The organism is Pseudoalteromonas sp. SCSIO_11900 (genome assembly GCF_000576475.1).
GTDB classification, from domain to species: Bacteria; Pseudomonadota; Gammaproteobacteria; order Enterobacterales; family Alteromonadaceae; genus Pseudoalteromonas; species Pseudoalteromonas tetraodonis.
This window is the reverse complement of the sequence record NZ_KK070025.1, coordinates 324,342-345,875: the sequence shown is the minus strand read 5'-3', so window position 1 is coordinate 345,875 and position 21,534 is coordinate 324,342. Positions and strand designations below refer to the sequence as shown.

At 38.2% G+C, this 21,534-nt stretch carries 16 protein-coding genes and 1 pseudogene; 7 read left to right on the top strand and 10 right to left on the bottom strand.

All coding sequences use genetic code 11. The features are described 5' to 3' along the window. Positions 1–33 precede the first annotated feature (33 nt). The 3 genes from BG00_RS15765 to bfr (BG00_RS15755) all read left to right on the top strand — a co-directional run bounded on the left by BG00_RS15765 (position 34) and on the right by bfr (BG00_RS15755) (position 3,341). The gene (locus tag BG00_RS15765; protein ID WP_036983850.1) at positions 34–2,172 is read left to right on the top strand and encodes a TonB-dependent receptor; all 2,139 of its coding nucleotides are present in this window, start codon (positions 34–36) and stop codon (positions 2,170–2,172) included. Between the two features lie 220 nt (positions 2,173–2,392). Beyond that, positions 2,393–2,866 (top strand): bacterioferritin, encoded by a 474-nt coding sequence (gene bfr / locus BG00_RS15760; protein ID WP_013463107.1) that lies wholly within the window; start codon positions 2,393–2,395, stop codon positions 2,864–2,866. Positions 2,867–2,876: 10 nt separating this feature from the next. Next, entirely contained in the window at positions 2,877–3,341 is a 465-nt protein-coding gene (gene bfr, locus BG00_RS15755; RefSeq protein WP_008112262.1) for a bacterioferritin, read from the top strand. Between the two features lie 107 nt (positions 3,342–3,448). Here the strand turns inward: bfr (BG00_RS15755) and BG00_RS15750 are convergent, their stop codons facing one another. Continuing rightward, entirely contained in the window at positions 3,449–3,643 is a 195-nt protein-coding gene (locus tag BG00_RS15750) for a (2Fe-2S)-binding protein (protein WP_010389142.1), read from the bottom strand. Between the two features lie 425 nt (positions 3,644–4,068). Here BG00_RS15750 and BG00_RS15745 point away from each other — a divergent pair, with 425 nt between their 5' ends. After that, a complete protein-coding gene (locus tag BG00_RS15745) occupies positions 4,069–5,511 on the top strand; it encodes an IS1182 family transposase (protein WP_036981679.1) in 1,443 nt (480 codons plus the stop codon). 730 nt (positions 5,512–6,241) lie between these two features. Here the strand turns inward: BG00_RS15745 and arsJ are convergent. From arsJ to BG00_RS15720, 5 genes are read right to left on the bottom strand one after another with little or no spacing between them, the layout of a single operon-like run. Further along, positions 6,242–7,468 carry an organoarsenical effux MFS transporter ArsJ gene (gene arsJ / locus BG00_RS15740; protein WP_036983849.1) on the bottom strand — a complete coding sequence of 409 codons (1,227 nt, stop codon included), beginning with the start codon at positions 7,466–7,468 and terminating at the stop codon, positions 6,242–6,244. A gap of 9 nt (positions 7,469–7,477) precedes the next feature. Further along, positions 7,478–8,488 (bottom strand): ArsJ-associated glyceraldehyde-3-phosphate dehydrogenase, encoded by a 1,011-nt coding sequence (locus tag BG00_RS15735; RefSeq protein WP_036983848.1) that lies wholly within the window; start codon positions 8,486–8,488, stop codon positions 7,478–7,480. Between the two features lie 2 nt (positions 8,489–8,490). Next, positions 8,491–8,994, bottom strand: a complete 504-nt coding sequence (locus BG00_RS15730) for a phosphatase domain-containing protein (protein WP_036983847.1) — start codon at positions 8,992–8,994, stop codon at positions 8,491–8,493. Between the two features lie 16 nt (positions 8,995–9,010). Further along, the gene (arsB, locus tag BG00_RS15725; protein WP_036983846.1) at positions 9,011–10,030 is read right to left on the bottom strand and encodes an ACR3 family arsenite efflux transporter; all 1,020 of its coding nucleotides are present in this window, start codon (positions 10,028–10,030) and stop codon (positions 9,011–9,013) included. A gap of 11 nt (positions 10,031–10,041) precedes the next feature. Then, positions 10,042–10,803 carry a metalloregulator ArsR/SmtB family transcription factor gene (locus BG00_RS15720; protein WP_036983845.1) on the bottom strand — a complete coding sequence of 254 codons (762 nt, stop codon included), beginning with the start codon at positions 10,801–10,803 and terminating at the stop codon, positions 10,042–10,044. Positions 10,804–11,213: 410 nt separating this feature from the next. Between BG00_RS15720 and BG00_RS15715 the strand changes: the two genes are divergently transcribed. Further along, positions 11,214–12,752 carry a methyl-accepting chemotaxis protein gene (locus BG00_RS15715; protein ID WP_253861421.1) on the top strand — a complete coding sequence of 513 codons (1,539 nt, stop codon included), beginning with the start codon at positions 11,214–11,216 and terminating at the stop codon, positions 12,750–12,752. Between the two features lie 102 nt (positions 12,753–12,854). On the opposite strand, the gene BG00_RS15710 is transcribed toward BG00_RS15715, so the two are convergent. Beyond that, positions 12,855–13,166: a hypothetical protein gene (locus BG00_RS15710; RefSeq protein WP_013463090.1), complete on the bottom strand. Its 312-nt coding sequence runs from the start codon at positions 13,164–13,166 to the stop codon at positions 12,855–12,857. 364 nt (positions 13,167–13,530) lie between these two features. On the opposite strand from BG00_RS15710, the gene BG00_RS15705 reads away from it, so the two are divergent. Then, positions 13,531–14,088: a TMEM165/GDT1 family protein gene (locus BG00_RS15705; RefSeq protein ID WP_036983842.1), complete on the top strand. Its 558-nt coding sequence runs from the start codon at positions 13,531–13,533 to the stop codon at positions 14,086–14,088. Positions 14,089–14,194: 106 nt separating this feature from the next. Here the strand turns inward: BG00_RS15705 and BG00_RS15700 are convergent, their stop codons facing one another. The 3 genes from BG00_RS15700 to BG00_RS15690 all read right to left on the bottom strand — a co-directional run bounded on the left by BG00_RS15700 (position 14,195) and on the right by BG00_RS15690 (position 16,855). Then, positions 14,195–14,719 (bottom strand): DUF6436 domain-containing protein, encoded by a 525-nt coding sequence (locus BG00_RS15700; RefSeq protein WP_013463088.1) that lies wholly within the window; start codon positions 14,717–14,719, stop codon positions 14,195–14,197. Continuing rightward, the gene (locus tag BG00_RS15695; protein WP_036983840.1) at positions 14,703–16,169 is read right to left on the bottom strand and encodes a methyl-accepting chemotaxis protein; all 1,467 of its coding nucleotides are present in this window, start codon (positions 16,167–16,169) and stop codon (positions 14,703–14,705) included. The genes BG00_RS15700 and BG00_RS15695 overlap by 17 nt, the downstream gene beginning before the upstream one ends. A 131-nt stretch (positions 16,170–16,300) precedes the next feature. Next, entirely contained in the window at positions 16,301–16,855 is a 555-nt protein-coding gene (locus BG00_RS15690) for an isochorismatase family protein (RefSeq protein ID WP_036983839.1), read from the bottom strand. 159 nt (positions 16,856–17,014) lie between these two features. Between BG00_RS15690 and BG00_RS15685 the strand changes: the two are divergent. Further along, positions 17,015–21,513: pseudogene (locus BG00_RS15685) on the top strand (EAL domain-containing protein). Positions 21,514–21,534: the final 21 nt, after the last annotated feature.

The window sequence follows — 21,534 nt, the reverse complement described above, 5'->3', positions numbered from 1 at the left end:
ATACAACTAAAACCATTCAAACGAAGGACCCGCATGTTTAAAACATCTCTGAGCTTAATAGCATTAATAGTCAGTGGCGCCAGTATTGCAGACGAATCAACGATCCAAAGAAATTTAAATCAAACAGAAATGGAGCACGTTATTGTTTCGGGTAGTCGTGTTTTTGAAAGTATTGATGAGGTTCCTGCTTCCATAACTATTATTAATCAAAAACAAATAGAAGCGCATTTAAAAGTTAATCCAGAATTACAAAGCCTTTTAGCACAAATGGTTCCCGGCCTTGCTCCAGATACTGGAAGCTCAAGTAATTCAGGACAAACTTTACGCGGGCGGGCCCCACTGATCATGATTGATGGCGTGCCACAGTCAACACCATTGCGTAACGGATCATTAGGGGTGAAAACCTTAGATCCAAGCGCAATAGGTCGAATAGAGGTCATTAAAGGGGCAACGTCGATTTATGGTAACGGCGCATCAGGCGGAATTATTAACTATATTACCAAACAAGCACAAAGCGATGGGCAAACCCAAGGTAAAATAAGCTTATCAAGTCGTTTTAGTGCGGTAAAACTTGAAGAAAGCGCAGGCGCAAGGGTATCTGCAGCATTTAATGGTCGTGCAGATAAATTTAGCTACTTAGTAACTGCAAGTTACGAAGAAAACGGTGTACAACGCGATTCGCAGGGCGATATTCTCGGTTTACAATATGGTTTATCTGATGCCGTTACACAAAATTACTTCACTAAACTTGGCTATGACTTTGATGATGAAAAGCAACTCCAATTTAGTTATAACTACTTCAGCTCACAACAAAAAACCGACTTAGGCGATGTTGTTGGTGATATGAGCCTAGGAGAAAAAACCTACGCGATTCATGTGCCGTCAGAATTACAAAAGCAAGGTAAACCACAAGGGCCAGAAGGCAACAAAAATATAACCTTAAAATACACTGACTACGCACTGCTTGAAAACACACAAATGACGTTAGACCTCTATACGCAAGATATAGAAAATGTGTTTTTCTTTTCTCCAAACCTTGCCAATCCTGATGAGAATTATCAAGGTGGTCAATCCGTTATAAGTTCAGAAAAAAAAGGCGCCAGAGCAACTTTTAATACCCAGGTTGACTTTGACTCAGTTGAAGCGTCATTTATTTACGGAATTGATGCGTTAAATGATGTGACTGCACAACCGCTAGTTGATGGCCGGGTTTGGGTGCCAGAAATGGGCATGAAAAGTGTCGCGGGCTTTTTACAAACTAAGTGGGTCATCGCTAATGACTTAATAATAAAGGCCGGTGTACGCAAAGAAAATATTGACCTTAGCGTAGACGATTATCGCACGCTCAAATTATGTAAAACGGCCACGCAATGCTCTGTGCCAATTAGCGTAAAAGGCGACACGGTTGATTACAATGCTACAACCTATAACGTGGGCATTAAATACAATCTAGATGAAAAATTCAGCCCCTTTTTAAACTACTCACAGGGATCTGATATATCAGATATTGGCCGCCTACTTCGCTCTGCCACAGTAAATGATATAGGCCTTATTCAAACACAAGCTTCAATTATCGATAATTATGAAATTGGTTTTAATTCTCAATTCGATGCAGTTCGTTTAGAAGTCGCAGCATATCGAAGCACCTCTGAGCTTGGCACTACAAACAAATTTAATGAAGTAACCGGTGTTTATGAACCGGTTAGAGCACCTCAAGAAATTTGGGGTTATGAAGCCTTAGTAGACTACACCATAAGCCCATCTCTTAAATTACTAGCAACTTATAGTTATGTAGAAGGTAAAAATACTGAAGCCGATATATATTTAGGCTCTAAGCAAATCAGCCCACCAAAAGCCACAGCAAACCTTAACTGGCAGCCTACGGATACCCTGTCACTAATATTAAGTTACTTGTATGTGGGTGATAGAAAACGCTTTGAGCCTAATGATAATGGTAAATATGTTGGCGATCAGGGGCCTGTTGATAACTACACTGTGTTTAATTTAAGTGGTCAGTATCAGTTTGCAGATAGTTGGCAAGGTTTTATCGGGGTAGAAAACTTATTTAACCAAGACTACTTCCCAGCCCGTGCGCAATCTTACACCTATGGCGGATACAACATTAAAGGTTTAGGTACCACGGCCACAGTAGGTGTTACTTATCAATTTTAATCACTTACGCGTTCATACTTTTACGGTATGAACGCGCTTATACCCTCAACTAACTTGCTGATCTAAAATACAAATAACAACCTGTCCATTTATCAACCAGCAATGCAAACTTAAACGAGAATCAAACTCAATATTAACCATATGATTTATAAGTAAATTACTTGCAATTCTGTGCCTATATACTAGACTAGCCACAATTAGAATTTTTAGGATAAGCGCTATGAAAGGTAATCAAAAAGTAATCGACGCCTTCAATACATTGTTAGCTAACGAATTAGCTGCTATTGACCAGTATTTTATTCATTCTCGTATGTACGACGATTGGGGCTTAAACAAACTTTATGAGCGTCTTAACCATGAAATGGAAGAAGAAAAAGATCACGCTGATTGGTTAATTAAACGTATTCTTTTTTTAGAAGGCGTACCAAACATGACCAAACGTCGTGATCTGTTAATTGGTGACGATGTAAAAAGCATGATGCAAAACGACTTAACCTTAGAACTTGAAGTGGTTGAGTGTGTTAAAGAAGTTATTGCTATCTGTGAACAACAGCAAGATTATCAATCTCGTGAAATATTAGAAAAGCTATTATTTGATACCGAAGAAGATCACGTTTACTGGTTAGAGCAACAACTGGGGCTGATTGACAAAATTGGCACTCAAAACTATCACCAAGCTCAAATGGGCGAATAAGGACTATATTATGAAAGGCGATAAAGACGTTATTGCAGCGCTAAATAAAGTACTTGCTAATGAGCTTGTGGGTATTAACCAATACTTTTTACATGCACGTATGTTTAAAGATTTTGGTTTTAGTAAACTGGACAAAGCTGATTACAAAGTATCGATACAAAAAATGAAAAATGCTGATCGTTTAATTGAGCGTATTTTATTTTTAGAAGGCTTACCGAACCTTCAAGATTTAGGACGCTTACGCATTGGCGAAAACAGCGAAGAAATGATTGCCGCTAACATGAGCTTTGAACTTGATACAGTAGATGAGCTACGTGCTGCCATTAAACTAGCTGAAAGTAAAAAAGATTACATTAGCCGCGAAGCGCTCGATAACATTTTAAATGAGCAAGAAGAGCAAATTGATTGGCTAGAAACACAGCAACTGCTGATCAAAAACACTGGGCTTGAAAACTACTTACAATCGCAACTGTAAATTAAAGTTATAAATACAAAAAAAGCAGCTAAGGCTGCTTTTTTTATGTTTAATTTTTAAATGTTAAACCAATTCGTTTAGATAGGGCCTACTTTTATAAGTTACTATTAAGCCACTTGATCGGTTATATCTGCAATTTGAATCAGTTTACGATTGAGGATCTTTTTAGTACAGCAACAACACTTACCGCATTGGCTGCCCACTTTAAGCTCTTTAGTTAACTCGCGCATGGTAGTAGCACCATCGTCGATGGTTTGCTCAATTTTTTTATCGGTCACACCGTGACAAAGACAAACATACATGAATACAAACAACTCTCAATTTCATTTAGTGGATTTATATTAATCTAAACGAAAATAGTTATCAATTGGTTTTTTATAAAAATTGATTTTTTTGCATTTTTTTTGATCAGTGCCACTTAAATTGAGATTTATTAACTAAAATCTCACCTTGAACTTAGGTAGGATTAAGTAAATAGTTGGATGATTAAAATGAATTACATTAAGCCTGTTGGGTGGCGCCTTAGGCTTAACCAACCTATAGGTCGGATAAGTGGCGGAGACACTCTATACCGACTATCACTGAGTGCCCAGACTGTGTGAAAACTCTGATCACCTTTTGGTCTAAGTATGTTCTGCTTATGATCTATTAATCTATACATTTAGTTCACTTAATATACTGATATTTATATAATTAGACTATTGATTCAGTTGAGGGTTGAGGCAGTATGTCAAAGTTTATAAGCGGTGAAAGTCGTGACCAATCAACGTTATTTCCAGAATCGTTGGAAGATTACGTCAGTGAAGATAATACGGTCAGAGTGATTGATGTTTTCATTGAGGAACTAAATCTAGCTGAATTGGGGTTTAAAGGATTAACTTTAAAGTCCACAGGTCGCCCTAAGTATCATCCAGCCACATTATTAAAACTGTATCTTTATGGTTACCTCAACCGTATTCAATCATCCCGCCGATTAGAAACCGAATGCCAACGCAATATTGAACTGATGTGGCTACTTGGTAAGTTGGCACCCGACTTTAAAACGATTGCTGATTTTAGAAAAGACAACGGAGATGGTATAAAAAATGTGTGCAAAACGTTTGTTGAAGTCTGCCGTCGTCTGAATATGTTTGAGAAACCAGTTGTTGCCATCGATGGTAGTAAGTTTAAAGCTAGCAACAACAAAGGCAATAATTTTACGCCAAGCAAAGTTAAATTCCACATCGACCGAGTCGAAAAGAACATTGAACGTTACCTTGAATTACTTGATGAAGCCGATAAAGAGCAAGCTAACGTCACAAAAATTAAAGCCACAAAAGATAGGCTAGCTGACTTTCGCAGCCAGTTAAAAAAACTACACGAGATTAAAGAACAAGTTGAAGCTCATCCTGACAAGCAAATATCCACTACTGATCCTGATTCACGTTTAATGAAAACTCAAGGTTTTACAAGAGTTGTGAGTTATAACGTGCAAAGTGCGGTTGATACCAAGCACCACCTTATAGTGGCGCATGAGGTGACCAACGTGCCAGATAGAGGCCAGCTTGCGTCAATGACAAAACTCGCACAAAAAGCATTGCGCAAGGAAGATATAAGGGTATTAGCAGATAAAGGTTACTTCAGTCAGCCCGATATAAAAGATACTATCGATTTGGGTGCAGAGCCAATCATGCCCAAGACGGATACATCGTCCTCTGAAAAGAAAGGGATATTTAACCGCTCACTCTTCAAATACGATGCAAATAAAGATATTTACTTATGCCCCGCTGGTAATGAACTTCAAAATCGAATGCAGGTATTTGAGCAAGGTAAATACCTTGATGTTTACTTCAATCACATTGCTTGTCGAGATTGTAAAATAAGAAGTCAGTGCACTAACTCTAAAAAAGACCCTAGGCGAATAAGGCGGTGGGTGCATGAGATTCTGACAGAAGAAATGCTTCAAAAGCTAAAGAATGAACCTGAATTGATGCTTCATCGCAAGCAAACTGTTGAGCACCCCTTTGGCACAATTAAACTCTGGATGGGAGCTACCCACTTACTAACACGAGGTTTAAAAAGCGTGAGTACAGAAATAAATCTTCATGTTCTGGCTTACAACTTCAGAAGAATGCTCACAATTATGGGAGTTAATGGTCTAAGTAAAGCGATTAGAGTAGCGTTGCTATAGCAGTTTCGCTCGCGCGGAGAAAATTGTGATACTGAGAAAAAATCGATCGCAACCATCCTAGATGGTTTTAAACTAAGAACATACCCAAGACAATTTATTAAAAATTAGTTTTTACACAGTCTGTGCCATAAGCAGACATTGGTAACGCCCACCACAGCCTCTTGTTAGGCATTCGTGATAACAAACTCGTGGTAGCCTTCTGTTTCAGGAGGGTCAACTTTATCAACACGCAAACATTTAATTTAGCAAACAAACTATTCCAAAATAGTGTCCATTTTATACCTATTTCCTTATATGTGGTCCGGCATTAGCTTTCATTAAAGGATGAAGATTCGCCAGTAGTTATCTTTAAAAAATATCATGTTATTAAACGAAACTACTCAAAAATAACAACAAAATAAATTTTAAGAATGGATTGAAAAAACGCCATTACGCTAATAGCTATACGGATAAAACTTCACGTCAAACAAAGAAACCCGACTGACTGCTTATCGCCAAACAGTCGAGGTTCGGCTCAGTGCCAATTTCAATCATGCGGTATACCTTCTCTCTGCCTCAAAACGCTTTAGGGTAAATACTTTATAGGTGCCTTTGAGCTAATTTATACGTTCACTTATTTTAGAAAAGCAGTAGTTTTGTGTCACAATGCAACCATTAAGCTAAAAGCTTATTACCATCATGGAGTGGTTAACTATCCCTGACGGATGAGTGCCATAGGATAGTTATTAAATCAGCTATATGCGTATTTAGTTGCTGTTGTTGGTAACTTTGTTGAGAAAAGCCCAGCCAGTGCAATAAATATAAACGATATCGCTAAACAAGCCGCTAATCCGTATAGCTGGAAAATCCAGCCTGACAATACTGTACCAATCAAACGCCCCATCGCATTAGCCATATAGTAAAAACCAACATCGAGAGAAACACCGTCGGCATCGGCCATGCTAACAATCAAATAACTGTGCAGCGATGAATTAATAGCGAACAGTACACCAAACAACATTAAACCAGCAATGAGCACTGTTTTTACTTGCCAATTAAAATACAGGGATAAGGCTATACCTAATGTAACCAGTGCCAGTAAACTCGCCCATTTGGTTGTTTCTATAGCAGGCGAAAACCCTTCTTTGAGATTCATTACCTTAGGTGCGATAGATTGTACGAAACCGTAACCAATCACCCATAGTGCCAAGAAGCCGCCTACCGTCCAATGATCCCAATTAAAGGCTTGCGACAAAAATACGGGCAGTGCAACCACAAACCAGACATCACGGGCACCAAATAAGAATAGTCGTGCAGCCGACAAGAGGTTAATTGAACGACTTTTTGAGAATATATCGGTGAACTTAGGTTTGCTCTTCGCTTTTCCTAAATCACTTTTTAAAGCGTAAAGGCTGTAACACCATACAAGTGCTAAACCACCCGTCATCAGCAGCATTGCACCTTTAAACGATAATAAGGTTAACAGTAAACCACCTAAGAAAAAGCCCACACCTTTTAAAGCATTTTTAGAGCCTGTTAATATTGCCACCCATTTGAAAAGCGTGCCTTCTTGCCCATCGGTAACCAACGACTTGATAGCACTTTTAGCACTCATTTTATTTAAGTCTTTGGCAATACCAGAAAGCGCTTGGGCAATCATCACATATACAACTGTTAACCATTCAGAGGGAACAGCTAGCATGAGCAAGGCAACAATTTGAATAGCCAAACCAATGTTCATGGTTTTATTTAGCCCTAAACGAGCACCTAAGAAGCCGCCAATCAAGTTGGTTACAACGCCAAAGATTTCATAAAACAAAAACAGCATAGCAATACTAAGCGGGCTATAACCTAAAGCATGGAAATGAAGCACTACTAACATACGTAGTGCGCCATCCGTTAAGGTAAATGCCCAATAATTGCCTGTGACCACGAGGTATTGTTTAATATCGTCTGATAATGATGCCAAGCGCTTCATAGTGTCACTTTACCCTTTTATTGATAGACCCACTTTACGAGTAAGCTCAGCTGTTCTATTGGCGTATCCCCACTCGTTGTCATACCATGTATACAGCTTAACCTGAGTGGTGTTGACGACCATTGTTGATAGCGCATCGATAATGCTTGAACGCGGGTCAGTTTTATAATCAATTGACACTAGCGGCTTTTCTTCATAGCCCAAAATACCTTTTAGCTCGCCTTCAGCCGCTTCTTTCAGCCAAGCGTTAATTTCAGCTTCAGTTGTTGGACGTTCCACTTCAAATACACAATCAGTTATTGATGCATTTGCCAGTGGTACGCGAACGGCATGACCATTTAGCTTGCCTTTTAGTTCAGGGAAAATATGGGTAATAGCCGTTGCTGAGCCTGTAGTGGTTGGAATAAGGCTCATGCCACAGGCACGCGCTCTACGTAAATCTTTATGCGGTGCATCTAAAATCGTTTGAGTATTAGTTATATCGTGGATGGTTGTCATTGAACCATGTTTGATACCGATTTTATCCTGTAATACTTTTATCACTGGTGCTAAGCAATTTGTGGTGCAAGACGCAGCTGTTACAATGGCATGTTGTTCAGCATTATAAAGGTGGTCGTTAACCCCCATCACCACATTGAGTACGCCTTCTTCTTTCACTGGTGCAGTGACCACTACTTTCTTAACACCCTGATCTAAGTAGGCTTGCAGCAGATCGATTTTTTTCATTTTACCTGATGCTTCAATGACGACATCACATTCAGACCAATCCGTATCATTAATTACTTTATTTTGAGTGACCCGAATAGCTTGACCGTTGATTATCACATTGTTGTCATCATTAGATACATCATGTGACCAAGTGCCATGCACTGAATCGTATTTTAATAGGTGTGCCAGTGTTTCTGCGTTGCCAGCAGGATCGTTGATTTGCACAAACTCAATATTTTGCCAACCAAAGGCTGCTCTAAGCGTTAATCGGCCCATGCGGCCAAAACCGTTAATACCAATTTTAATTGTCATGGTTAAACTCCTACTTTTTGATATTCATTAAAAAATGAAAGTTGCACAGGGTTAGAAAGCGCCTTAGGGCGTACTTTCTGTACTTGATTAATAATACTTGTCTTGTTGTAACCTAGCTCATACATCAGTATGCCAATCACTAAGCCCGTGCGACCTGAACCGCCTTTACAGTGCACAGCTATCGTGCCCTGATTACGCAAAATAGCTAACACATCATCAAGGTGAGATCTGAACGCCGTTGCAAAGTCATCATTAGGCGCATCATCATCTAAAATAGGTAACTGAAACCATTTTATGCCTTGTTCGTTACAAACTTGAGGAAGTGTTTCGGCCTCGTTTTTCTTTATTTCTATATCATACATTAAAGTGACAATCGCTTGCGCTCCTGCACCTTTCAATTGCTTTACTGATGTCGTTAAGTCTACGTCTTTCGTTCCTGGGCATGGCGTGAAAATAAAGCTAGCGCCGTTATCAAGTGTCAGTTTGTCAAATGGGTGAGTTTGCATAAAGATCCTCTAATAATTAGTTAAACCAATGTTTTGTTCTGTTAACTATGGCAACAAGAGATAGCATCACAGGCACCTCTACAAGTACACCAACGACTGTAGCCAGTGCTGCACCGGAATGGGGGCCAAAAAGAGAAATAGCTACAGCTACAGCTAACTCAAAGAAATTTGATGTACCAATTAAGCACGATGGAGCTGCAATGTTATGTTTAAGCTTGATTTTTAGCGCAATAAAATAGGCAATGATGAAAATGCCATAAGTTTGAATAACCAGCGGAATCGCGATTAGCAAAATATTGAGTGGTTGCTCTAAAATAGTGTTAGCTTGAAAGCCGAACAGCAGCATAACTGTGGCTAGTAAACCAATGACAGAAAATGGTTTTAACTTTTCTAACAAGGTTGTGATAGTTGTTTCATCACGACCTGAGGCATTTAGGTGCTTTCTGGTCAATATCCCTGCAATTAAAGGCAGTAATACGTACAATACAACAGAGGTAAACAAAGTTCCCCACGGTACATGAATATCCGATACCCCCAGCAGTAATCCTGCAAGTGGGGCGAAAGCAAAAATCATGATAATGTCGTTAACCGATACCTGAACCAAGGTGTAGTTTGCGTCACCTTTAGTAAGTTGGGACCAGACAAATACCATTGCTGTACATGGCGCTACGCCAAGTAAAATCATTCCTGCGATGTATTCTTGCGCGGTTTCTGGCGAAACAAAATCGGCAAACAATCCTTCGAAGAAAAGCCAACCCAATGCAGCCATAGAAAATGGTTTGATAAGCCAGTTAATCACTAAAGTTAACACCAGTCCTTGTGGATTTTTACCCACCTCTTTAATTGTTGAGAAATCTATTTGTACCATCATTGGGTAGATCATTACCCAAATGAAGATGGCAACGACGATATTAACATGCGCCACTTCGAGCTCTGCGATTGCTTCAAAAAACGGCGGGTAAATAACCCCCAATGAGACACCTGCAGCAATTGATATAGCGACCCAAACAGATAAATAGCGTTCAAAAATTCCCATAACAATACTCCCTAGTTACAGCAGCTTGCTACACGCGTGGGACGATCACCCATCGCATTTAATCTGGCTAGCTCTTGTTCAATGAAAATGGGATCATTCACTACCGTTGATGTAATAGTTTGCTTCATCCACTCTGGTAGTGTTGGATTTATCGAATAAAAAACCCATTGCTGGTGTTTTCTATCGGATAAAATGCCCGTTTTTCTGAGTTGTGCTAAGTGACGAGAAACTTTAGGTTGGCTCTCTTCACTCAGAGCAGTCATTAGCTCACAAACACATGCTTCACCCTCAACAGCAATAATTAATAGACTTTTCAAACGAATATCATCAGCTAGCGCTTTGTAAAAAGTAGTTGGTGTGATTGGCGCTAGTTTTTGCTTTTCTTTTGTTAGCAAAAACATTTTGAGCCGTTCATTTAGCTCTTGTAGTGTTTTTTCAAACGGATTGGCTTCTTTGCGGGAGCGAGGCTCAGGAAAATCCCATGCAAGGCAATTAGTGCCATTAACTCGGCTATCGCACTCTTTTGCCGCTTTATCACACAGGGTAATAACAAAATCAAAATGGATATTGCTAACTTCATCAAGGTGTTTTGAGCGTAAACCATCGGTACGCAACCCAAAGTGTTCAATAGCTGACAGCGTTCGGCTGTCCACATTATTTGGCTCAGTACCAGCACTGTAAACCTCGTACTCACCTTTACCATGATGTTTTAACAACGCCTCGGCCATGATAGATCTAGCCGAGTTTTCAGTGCATAAAAATAGAACTTTCATAACCACCCCATAACAAATTGGTTATATAATAAATTAATTATATAGTAAGTGCGATAGTAATCATTAAAAAAGAAATTAATAGGAATATTGTTTGAACGATACTGTCAGTCTGTGCTCAATCATTTTTTCATTAAAGTTTAATGAACGCCTTCTTTGAGTAAGTTTTTCATTATTAAATTGATGCTTAGAAACTCTGTTGGGTGGCGCCTTCGGCTTAACCAACCTCCCTTTTGACGTAGGTCAGATAAGTAGCGAAGCCATGCGATCCATAATCACCTTGGCAATGAGAGTTCACGAAAAATACTAGAATACGAAACACCTGCGCAGCGATTTAAGCTGTGTGTTGCATAGAATGGTTTAACTCACAGCGCTAAGCGGAACTTCAATCAAAACATAACTTGCTTGGCGTCTTGCAAACAATAGGAAGGTTAGTAGCAGGGATTGATAGTTTATACGACGATCGTGTCGTACCACTTAAGCAAATTAAACATGTGTCTGATGATTACGCTGTAAATATTGTTGACTTACTTCACAAGTATCGTGCTGAGTCTATTACCAAATCAGCGCTTTTAGCGAATATTAATTATGCTAGAAATACGGCTGATAATGAATGGAAAGCCTACCTGAGCACACAGCTAACAGCTGAAGAAAAGCGCTTAGTAGATAATGTTGAAAGTAAACTACAGCCTGTGCTTACGCACTTGAAAAATTTAATTGTAAGTATTAATAGTGGTGAGTTTTTATTAATCCCACAAAAGCAATTTGTTTATGAGCTTTACCAATTATTTGATCCGCTGAGTGCCAGCTACCAAGCTTTAATTGATTTACAACTTAAAGAAGCAAGTGATTTTAAAGTTAAAGCTGATGAGAATTATCAATTTATAAAATTGATAATGAGTGTGATAATCGCGATATTGATTTTACTGTTACTGATTGTTGCTTACTTTATTTATTCTTCGATACAAAACCCATTAATGTCATTACGCGATACCATAACGCACATTGCGACCAATGCTGATTTAACAGCTAGTGCTGAGGTTCAAGGTAAGGATGAGATTGCAGATACCGCATCTAACTTTAATGATATGCTACTTCGGATCCAAGGTTTAGTAAAAGATATGGCAGGCGCAACACTGACACTTGCCTCTGCAGCTGAAGAAATGAACTCTATTAGTATTCAGGTTGCCAGTTCAGCAACGCAGCAAGAGCAACAATCGGCTATGATTGCAACTGCAATTACTCAAATGAGCAGTGCAATAGAACAAGTTGCTCAAAACGCGCAAACAACCTCAGACAAGGCAACAAGTGCCGACATTAAGGCAGGTCAAGGGCAACAAACTGTTGCTGATAATATCGAGTCAATAAATACGCTTTCAACTTTGGTTAATACTAATACGCAGCTCATTACAGATCTAAATACACAAACCAATGATATAAACCAAGTTGTTATGATGATTCAAAGCGTTGCTGAGCAAACTAACTTGTTAGCTTTAAATGCAGCTATTGAAGCAGCAAGAGCTGGCGATTCTGGTCGTGGTTTTGCCGTTGTAGCCGATGAAGTAAGGCAACTTGCCCACAATACTCAAAAGGCAACTGCTAGCATTAATGAAATGATCACTAAACTACAAGGCATGGCTCAGCAAGCAGTTAATGCCATGGGTAACGCTGAAAGCAGCGCTAAAGAGAGTGTTGACCATGCTAATTATTCTTCGCAAGTGCTCAGCGAAATTAACCGTGAAGTTACTGAAATTGCAGATATGAATACTCAAATATCAACCGCAACACAGGAGCAAAAAATGGTCGCAAATGAACTAAGCAGTACTATTAATGAGTTTAGCGCGAGTATCACGTCGGTTAGCGAAAACTCACAGCAAAATGCACAGGCATCGCAGGAACTCGCACAGCTTGCGGCAATGCTACAAGGGCAAGTTAATGTATTTAAAGTTTAGGTACTTTCATTTTGCCGCATATTGCAGCTGATACCTAAATGAAAACATCATTTGCCATCATGCAATCATTTACAATGAGTAAATGATGGCATGCTTGTTACTTTAAGCACTAGTTTGATTTGACAATATATTTATCCAATCACTGGGGTTTGAGAGTATAAACTGATACGAGCTGCCATCTTGCGTGAAAACCTCTATCGCATCAGCTGTTATTGGAACAAGGCCTGCGCCTTTGCCTTTACATTCAACCACTTTTAAAATTGTATCACGGGCAATTGTATATGGTTCTAACCCTAATTTTTCATTAAAAGGTTCAAAATTTAAGTCGGTTTGCGTAATCCAAAACTTTCCGTCCGCTTTCATAACTCCATTTTGAATAGTTGCCATTGTTGATTTAACGACTGTTGATTGCATATTTAAATTCCTTTACACGTTCATATAATTTCAAATTGTTCAACTTCCTTCTGTTTATTATTACAGCTAACTTGATAGCCAAAAGCAAGTTTATTTGTGCACTAACGCCACAAAGCCACCTTTTAAATTTAAAAGTTACCCGAATATATTTACCTGCTTTAAACTTTGTGGAATAATCGCTTCCCTCTTAGGGGAGTAGCCCGCTCAGTAATGAGTAAACTTATCAACATAATTGCATCTCATATGCATGGTAAGTTTGTAATGTTGTAGCAAGCGTTATCGGCGAGACCTAGGTAGACACTATCCTCATGGCGGGAGATAGCTGTTTGCCTTGGTTTAGTATTCCCGCCTGAAGATTATATTAATGGATATTTTTTTAACCTCTACCGTCACTGTTGCCCTTGCTGAAATAGGCGATAAAACCCAGCTTTTATCTTTACTATTAGCTGCTCGCTTTCATAATAAAATTGCACTTATTTTAGGCATTCTCACTGCTACTATTATTAATCATGGTTTATCTGCATGGTTTGGTGATTGGCTAAGCGGGAACTTTGCCGTCGAATACTTACCTTGGATAGTCAATATAAGCTTTATTGTGGTAGGGCTGTGGCTACTTATTCCAGATAAAGATGAAGAAGTGAGCCATAAATACGACCGCTATGGTGCATTTTTAGTGGCCTTAATCTTATTTTTTATTGCTGAAATTGGGGACAAAACACAAATTGCAACCGTGTTGCTCGGTGCACAATATCAATCAGTACTTTGGGTTACGGTGGGTACTACAGTAGGCATGTTAATTGCCAATGTCCCTGTTATTTATGCCGGTAAGGCGTTACTAAAAAGAATTCCATTAAATACCGTAAGAGCGATAGCAGCCAGTGTTTTTGTACTGTTGGGTATTTATGGTTTAGTGGCTATATAATGATTAAATAACGTTTAAATCACTCTTTAATCTTTAAACAATAAAAAGCGCTTACCTACTTTTATACAAGTTAGTTGTAAGCGCTTTTTATATAAGGGTATATGATTTAGGCGTTATTTACACAATAGCAGCCTTTTGTATCCGCTATTAATAATGATGAGTTAAATCCGGCCTGTAAATTACTAATAACGGTTTCCACAAAGCCACTACCTTGAGAGCATGCCAGCCCTTCAGATAAAGGCCCTGCATAAACAAACTCACCATTTTTATCAATTAAAACGGCGGCAGGTGTGGCAGGGATCACTGACTTTAACTCATTATTTAATACAAAATTTTGCACTTCAACGCCTTGGTTTGTAGCAAAGCGTTGCAGGGCTGATAAATGAGGCTGTGCTTGAATTGTACAGCCGCAATTTTCTTGCGTAATAATCACAAGTTGAGCACTGTCTTTGTTTTGCCACAGTACTTGGTTTTTAAATTGCGAAAACCAGTTTTGTTGTTTAAGCATATTACCCTCATCAAAGGGCTTTAGCTGCCCTAGCTGAAAGTAAACAAGTGCCGACACAACAAAAGCAAGCCATATACAAATTAAGCTAATGGTGAAATAACGAGACTTACTTAAATTTTGCAATACTTTGCTCTAATACATCAATACTTACGTCTATCAGCTGTACTTTAGCCGTTAACTGCTCAACTATTTTAGTCTCTTGATACTGATTTTGGCGCATTTGATCTGTACTCATTGCTATTTGCTCTGTATTTCCAGCCTGCTCGGCAACCACTTGAGCGACTGAGTTAGTACTGGCAGATACCGCTTGAATTTGATCACTCATTGACGAAATTTTTTCTTTCATCGTTGCGCTTATTTTTGTTAAATCAACCACAAATTCTACACATTGATTCATAGATTGAGTTGACGTGCGACTATTATTTACCAGATCAGTAAGCGTAGACGCTATTTTGGTTGTTGTTGCTTGGCTGCTATTTGCAAGCGAGCGTACTTCATCGGCAACAACAGCAAACCCTTTGCCATGCTCCCCCGCTCGTGCGGCCTCTATTGCAGCATTAAGGGCTAATAAATTAGTTTGGTCGGCTATGCCTGAAATCTCATTGAGTAAGCTAGTAATAACATCGCCAGCGGCCACTAAATGGCTTAACTGCTCTTCAGTATTTGTTAACAAGGTGAGTAGCTCGGTGCTTTTTCTGTCGGTTTGTGATACTTCTTCCAGCGCAACATTGGCTGATTCAGTAATACTATTAACTTGTTGTTTTAAAGTATCGCTTTCTTGTTCAACTAACTTAAAACCATGCGCAACTTGTGAGCCTGAATTAGCAATATCATCTGTTTGCGCGTTTCGTTGCTGCGCGCTATTGGCTAACTCATCATGAACATGAATAAGTTCTTTAGAGTTATTTTTTAAAGAGTCAGACTGTACTTGAACTTGCTTAATCACATCTGATAAGTACCCAAGTAAAGTATTAAAACCAACTACCGCTTTGCTTGTTGTGTCATCTGCTCGCATAGAAAGCTTAACTTGATTTGGATCTTGCATTATTTGCTCTGTGGCATAGCTTAACGATAAACCAGCACGGCGTTCAAGCTGCAGTGTTTTAGCAATAAAACCGGCCACAAGCGCTTCCACAATGGCATACGCTGCGTGAATAAGCACAGTTGAAAAAGCGAGTCGGTCTGGATCAAATACGTAAAAACCAGTATTTTGTGTTTGCAGGTAGTAAAAAGATAAATGGTGTATAGCTACAAACACAATAGCGGTAATAAACACTCGCCACTGTATGAACATTATTAGCATGGCTAAGAAAATGAATATTTCGAAATGCACTTCAATAAGGCCATAGGCTTGTTGAATATGTAAAAATGAAAACATCATAATTGCAGCCGCAACAACATGCGGGGTCATTTTGCTATCAGGTTGGGTTTTTAAAAGCCAAATGGGGAGCAAACATAACGGTAAGCCGACAAGAAATGCTTCTGTCAGGGTGCCAAAATAAAGACCAATACCTATAGACTCAATAAACAAAAGACTAAAAATAATTGTAAATAACCGACTTACACTAGACATAAAAACCTTAAATTAATTGTGTTCTAAATTAAACACGTTCAGCCGTTACCTGAACTCAAAACAGCTCGCTGTTTATTATTTTAAATCAAACAAAAGTACAAATTATTTGATTTAAAACCGTTTTTAATGCGCTACTTAACAATTGGTAGTATTTGTTTAAAGGTAGACGTCCCTGCTTTTGTTGTCCATTGAAATATGATGGTCTCTACGCAAGACACTATAGCACCGGCTTGACGAAGCTGTTCTAGTGCAATAGCTTTGTGCTCTGTGTTTCTTGATGCTACTGCATCAGCTGCCACAGTGACCGCATAACCCTGCTGCAATAAATCTAAGCATGTTTGTAACACACAAACGTGCGCTTCAGTGCCAATAACAACTATGTGCGGGCGCTTTAACTGCGCAAGAGTATCTAAAAACCCCTCTTGCACACAGGCACTAAAGTTAATTTTTTCAAAATAGTGTGCATTAGGTAACGCAGATTTTATTTTCTCATCACTTTCACCTAGTCCTTTTTTATAATGTTCTGTAATTATTGAAGGAATTTGATGAATAGCACTTGCTTTTGCTAACTGCAGAGCACAATCTAGCGTGTCGTTAAACGAAGCAATCGCTGGTGCTAACTTACTTTGTAAGTCGATAACTAAAAGTAAACTGTGCTCTGCTTTAATATTTCCTGCGTAATTCATACTATGTCCTTACGTTATAATCAGATTAACTTTGTAACATACCAACAAAAATACAACAAACAGTTTACATTTAATGCTTTTTGTAATTTTTGAATTAAACTCAAGTTATATCACGCCAATATTTAATACCAACCTTGTTCATTGTAAGGGTAAGTGCTTTTGAGTAAGTTTTTCTTTATTGTTTATATGTTTTTATTTGTTTGCTCGCAGCATAGCTTTGCTTCACAAACTTATTCAGAACAATTACAACGTATCACTAACAACGAACAATTGTCGCAAAGCTTTATAGTGAAATCACTCCAAGATGACATCGGCTATGTATGGATTGCTACAACTGAAGGTTTATACCGATTCGACGGATACCAAGTCACGCCTTACGAGAGCGAATTGGGTTTAAAAAATAACTACATTAATAGTATTTATAAAGCAATTGACGGCCAAATTCTGGTTAATACTCAACTTGCAGGAAGTTATTTGATTAACCCTAATACCTTGCAAGCAGAGCTAATATATTCAGGGCACTTAAACCAAAATCAAGAAAAGTTCTCTCCTGTTCAGGCTGTTGCTGAACAACCGGCGCATTTTTATTTTTCTATTGATTCGCACATCTACCGATATGGTAAAACATCAAAAGATCTAACACTCATCTCATCTTTGCCCGATGAAAATATGTTTATTAGAGCATTATCATTATACCAAAACACATTGTATATTGGTGCCGAGCAGGGGCTATATGTTTATAACTTTGCCAATAACGACCTACAACAAATAACACTTAACGACATTCAAGAAGTTACAAACGATAGCAACAATGTTAAATTTTTATCCATAGATGATGAGCTCGGTTTGCTAATTGGTACGGTTGAAGGAATGTATCGGATTGCTTTTGATGAAATTAAAAATATAAACCCTTCAGCATTAACAACTTTGATAAGTGACTATAATATTTGGGATTATATAAACACACCGTATGGTGAGTTTATTGCCACAGAAAGTGGTTTATTTGAATTCGATAGAAAAAACACAAGCATTAGCCCTATTTTAAACTTCAAAGATAGTAACTACAACGTAACAGAGAACACGATAAACGATATTATGTTTGATGAGTCGGGCTTACTTTGGTTAGGCTCTAGAACACATGGAATATTTACTTGGGCAGCACAAACAAAAAAGTTTAAAAAAATAACCTTACCTGAAAATAATATTGTAAACACTATTTACCAAGATAATAGTAAATTACTGTGGATAGGCACTGACGATGGGCTTGTTCAGTATAACTTAGAAACCCAAAAGAGTGACTTATATCTACAATCTAAAGATAGCAAAGCGGTTTATGGCCTATCGGCTATAGGTGATATTTTCCCTGCATATGGCAAAGGCGATAACTACCTATGGCTAGCAACTTCTTCCGGGCTCGATCTCTTTAATAAAGAAACAACAACATTTGAAAAAAACAAATACATTACTCAGTACAAGTTAAATACCAACTATACGTTCGGCATTGCACAAGTTGCACCCGATACTTTTGCTTATATAAACAATGATAACTTTTATATATTTAATGGTAACACAGGCGAAAACCGAGTTATTAATGGACTAAAAGATCAGGTATCGCCCATGCTTGCATATACGTTTCATACCCCCTCTGAGGCTTTCCCTGGCGAATTACTGTTAAGTACCTCTGACACGCTTTATCGATACAACGAAGAAACAGCGACTCTAATTACTATTTTTAAATCTAAAACAGCAAAAAACAATCTTTACCATACAGTAGAGAATTATTATTACGATGCTCAGCGAGAGCTGCTGTGGTTAGCCACCACCCAAGAAGGCTTAATTGCAGTAAACGCTAAAACATATCAGCAAGTGCATGTATTTGATAAACACAACTCATTAAATACTAACTCTATTTTTAAACTTATTGCAGATAATAAAGACTTTTTATGGATAAGTACTGATAACGGTCTTTATCAACTTAATTTAGATACGCTTAACATCACCACGTACACAATAAAAGATGGCTTAAATAACAATCACTTTACAGCACTAGCAGCATTAAGGTTACACAACAACGAGTTAGCGTTTGGTAACCGTAGCGGCGTGCTAATGTTTGACCCAGAACAGTTTGATAATGAACAGCGAAAAATCAATAATAACTTAGCAATTACTAATATTAGTTTGTTTTCACAAGCCCTTAATTACTCCCCTTCAAAATACAGCACTGATCCATTAATGCTTAAGCACGACGATATGGGCTTAACGGTTCGGTTTTCAAATTTTGACTATAAAAATATTAATAAAACCTACTACAAAGTTGAGCTTACAGGCCCTTCATCTTTGAGCTACAACGATTTAAAATCTAACCAGGTGTTTTTTACTAAATTACAACCTGGTGATTATATTTTGTCTGTGTCTACTCAACAGCGAAATGGAGTGATCACAAGTGACCCCATTCAGTTAAAATTTAGTGTAGCTTACGCCCCTTGGCAGTCTCCTATTGCATATACTTTATATTTTATTGCTATTGTTGTTATTTTGTTTTTATTTTTCTGGCAATACCGAAGCCGTAAAATTGCAATTGAACAAGCTCACCGCGCCGCTGTGCACTCTAAAACACAAACTGAGCTGGCACTAAAAAGTAATAAAAGCGGTGTATGGAACTATAGCTTTGCAGATAACTCCGTAAATACAGATAGATGCGCAGAGCTTGGCTACGAGAACTTACCTGAACGCATCGATATAAGTAGTTTTTTTAATATTATGCATCCTGATGAGCGTCGCAGGCTACAAAGTAAATGGAATACTTTTACAAACCAAACAAAGCAAAAACACTGGCAAGCTACTTATCGTTTACGGCACAAGGATGGGCACTGGTTATGGTTTCATGATTTGGGGCAAACTATTCATAATGAAGACACTAAAGAGCCTCTTTATGTGTCGGGTATTTTTACTAATATTACCGAGCAGCTGGCAAACGAACAACAAGCCAAAATATTAGGCGAAGCATTTAGTCAAATAAATGACTTTTTACTAATTTTAGATGAAGACCTTGTGCCATTTTCAGCCAATAACAGCTTTATGGATGTGTTTTCTGATGAAGGCAGAGAGGGGATTATTACCTCAAAATTATTTATTAATGCCATTGGTCAAGCTAAGTGTAGAGAGTTTGCAACAATTTTAAAAGCACTTAAACCAAAAGAAAACTGGCAAACAAATGCTTATGTAAAGACCACAAAAGCTGAAAAACACCCTATTCATTTAAGTGCCACAGCCGTTGCTAATAAAAAAGATAAAGTCAGTTATTATGTTATTGTTATTACCGATTTAACAGAGCAGAAACGCGCTAAAATGAGTTACGCTATCTTGCTAATTACGATGCGTTAACGGGCTTACCTAATCGTAGTTTAATGAATCAAAAAATCGAAAATGCCATTACAAGCGCCGCTAAAGACGATTCGCAATGCGCTGTTATATTTATAGATTTAGATAAATTTAAACCCGTCAATGACTCTTTTGGCCATGCAGTGGGTGACAAACTATTGTGCAATATTACCGAGCGAGTGAGCCAATACTTAGGTGATGACGCTACACTTGGCCGCCAAAGTGGTGATGAATTTTTAGTGTTAGTTGAAAACGTTACCTCAATGGCCTCTTTACAACACACCCTCAACGAAATAAGCAAAGAGCTGGCTAACAAGGTTATTATTGAAGACTTCGCTATTAATATATCAGCCAGTATTGGTATTGCATTGTACCCATACGATGCAACATCGACCGATGCCCTCATACGTAACGCAGATATTGCCATGATGCATGCTAAACAAGCAGGCAGAAATGGATTTCAATTTTTTAATGAAAAAATGAATGAGCAAATTAAACAAAAGCTTATTCTTGAAAACGACTTAAAAGATGCTGCTAGGGATAATCTGTTTTTTAATCACTATCAACCTATTGTTAATACACTAGATAAAACAATAAGTGGGGTTGAATTACTCATGCGCTGGGAAAACCAAGGCAAACCGGTTTCTCCCGCTTTATTTATCCCTATTGCTGAAGAGACTGGCATAATTGATATGTTAACTGAGCAAGCTTTACAGCGTGCAATTACTGAGCTTGCTCCACTTTTGAACATTAACCCGTTGTTTTACATATCGTTAAATTTGTCTCCAAAACATATTTTAAAGGCCAACATAACGCAGCAGCTCAGCTCCATACTAGAAAAAGCACAGATAAAACCACAACAACTTCGTTTAGAAATTACAGAAAACACGCTATTAGAAGATAAATACAAAGCGGCTAAGCAACTAAAAAGCTTACAGGCTGCTGGGTTCAAACTGTTTCTTGATGATTTTGGCACTGGCTATTCATCGTTAACTTATTTGAGTCAATTTCCAATTAATGTGATAAAAATAGATCAAAGCTTTGTTAATAGTATTGGTATTGATAAAGGGGATGAATCTATTATTAAAACGATTTACTCACTCGCTGAAAACTTAGAGTTATATTGTATTGCAGAAGGGGTAGAGACGCGGGAGCAGCTAGAGTTTTTAAAAAATATAGGTTGTCATAAGCTACAGGGATACTACTTCGCTCGTCCTATGAGTGCTAACGATTTAATGAGCCCGGAGTGCTTCGAAAAAATTATTGATTTGATATGAAACTAAAAGCGACTTAGTTAA

Excerpts from the sequence above, each read along its gene's own strand:
- BG00_RS15765 (WP_036983850.1), top strand. The coding sequence starts at position 34 with ATGTTTAAAACATCTCTGAGCTTAATAGCATTAATAGTCAGTGGCGCC.
- bfr (WP_013463107.1), top strand. The coding sequence starts at position 2,393 with ATGAAAGGTAATCAAAAAGTAATCGACGCCTTCAATACATTGTTAGCT.
- bfr (WP_008112262.1), top strand. The coding sequence starts at position 2,877 with ATGAAAGGCGATAAAGACGTTATTGCAGCGCTAAATAAAGTACTTGCT.
- BG00_RS15750 (WP_010389142.1), bottom strand. The coding sequence starts at position 3,643 with ATGTATGTTTGTCTTTGTCACGGTGTGACCGATAAAAAAATTGAGCAA.
- BG00_RS15745 (WP_036981679.1), top strand. The coding sequence starts at position 4,069 with ATGTCAAAGTTTATAAGCGGTGAAAGTCGTGACCAATCAACGTTATTT.
- arsJ (WP_036983849.1), bottom strand. The coding sequence starts at position 7,468 with ATGAAGCGCTTGGCATCATTATCAGACGATATTAAACAATACCTCGTG.
- BG00_RS15735 (WP_036983848.1), bottom strand. The coding sequence starts at position 8,488 with ATGACAATTAAAATTGGTATTAACGGTTTTGGCCGCATGGGCCGATTA.
- BG00_RS15730 (WP_036983847.1), bottom strand. The coding sequence starts at position 8,994 with ATGCAAACTCACCCATTTGACAAACTGACACTTGATAACGGCGCTAGC.
- arsB (WP_036983846.1), bottom strand. The coding sequence starts at position 10,030 with ATGGGAATTTTTGAACGCTATTTATCTGTTTGGGTCGCTATATCAATT.
- BG00_RS15720 (WP_036983845.1), bottom strand. The coding sequence starts at position 10,803 with ATGAAAGTTCTATTTTTATGCACTGAAAACTCGGCTAGATCTATCATG.
- BG00_RS15710 (WP_013463090.1), bottom strand. The coding sequence starts at position 13,166 with ATGCAATCAACAGTCGTTAAATCAACAATGGCAACTATTCAAAATGGA.
- BG00_RS15705 (WP_036983842.1), top strand. The coding sequence starts at position 13,531 with ATGGATATTTTTTTAACCTCTACCGTCACTGTTGCCCTTGCTGAAATA.
- BG00_RS15695 (WP_036983840.1), bottom strand. The coding sequence starts at position 16,169 with ATGTCTAGTGTAAGTCGGTTATTTACAATTATTTTTAGTCTTTTGTTT.
- BG00_RS15690 (WP_036983839.1), bottom strand. The coding sequence starts at position 16,855 with ATGAATTACGCAGGAAATATTAAAGCAGAGCACAGTTTACTTTTAGTT.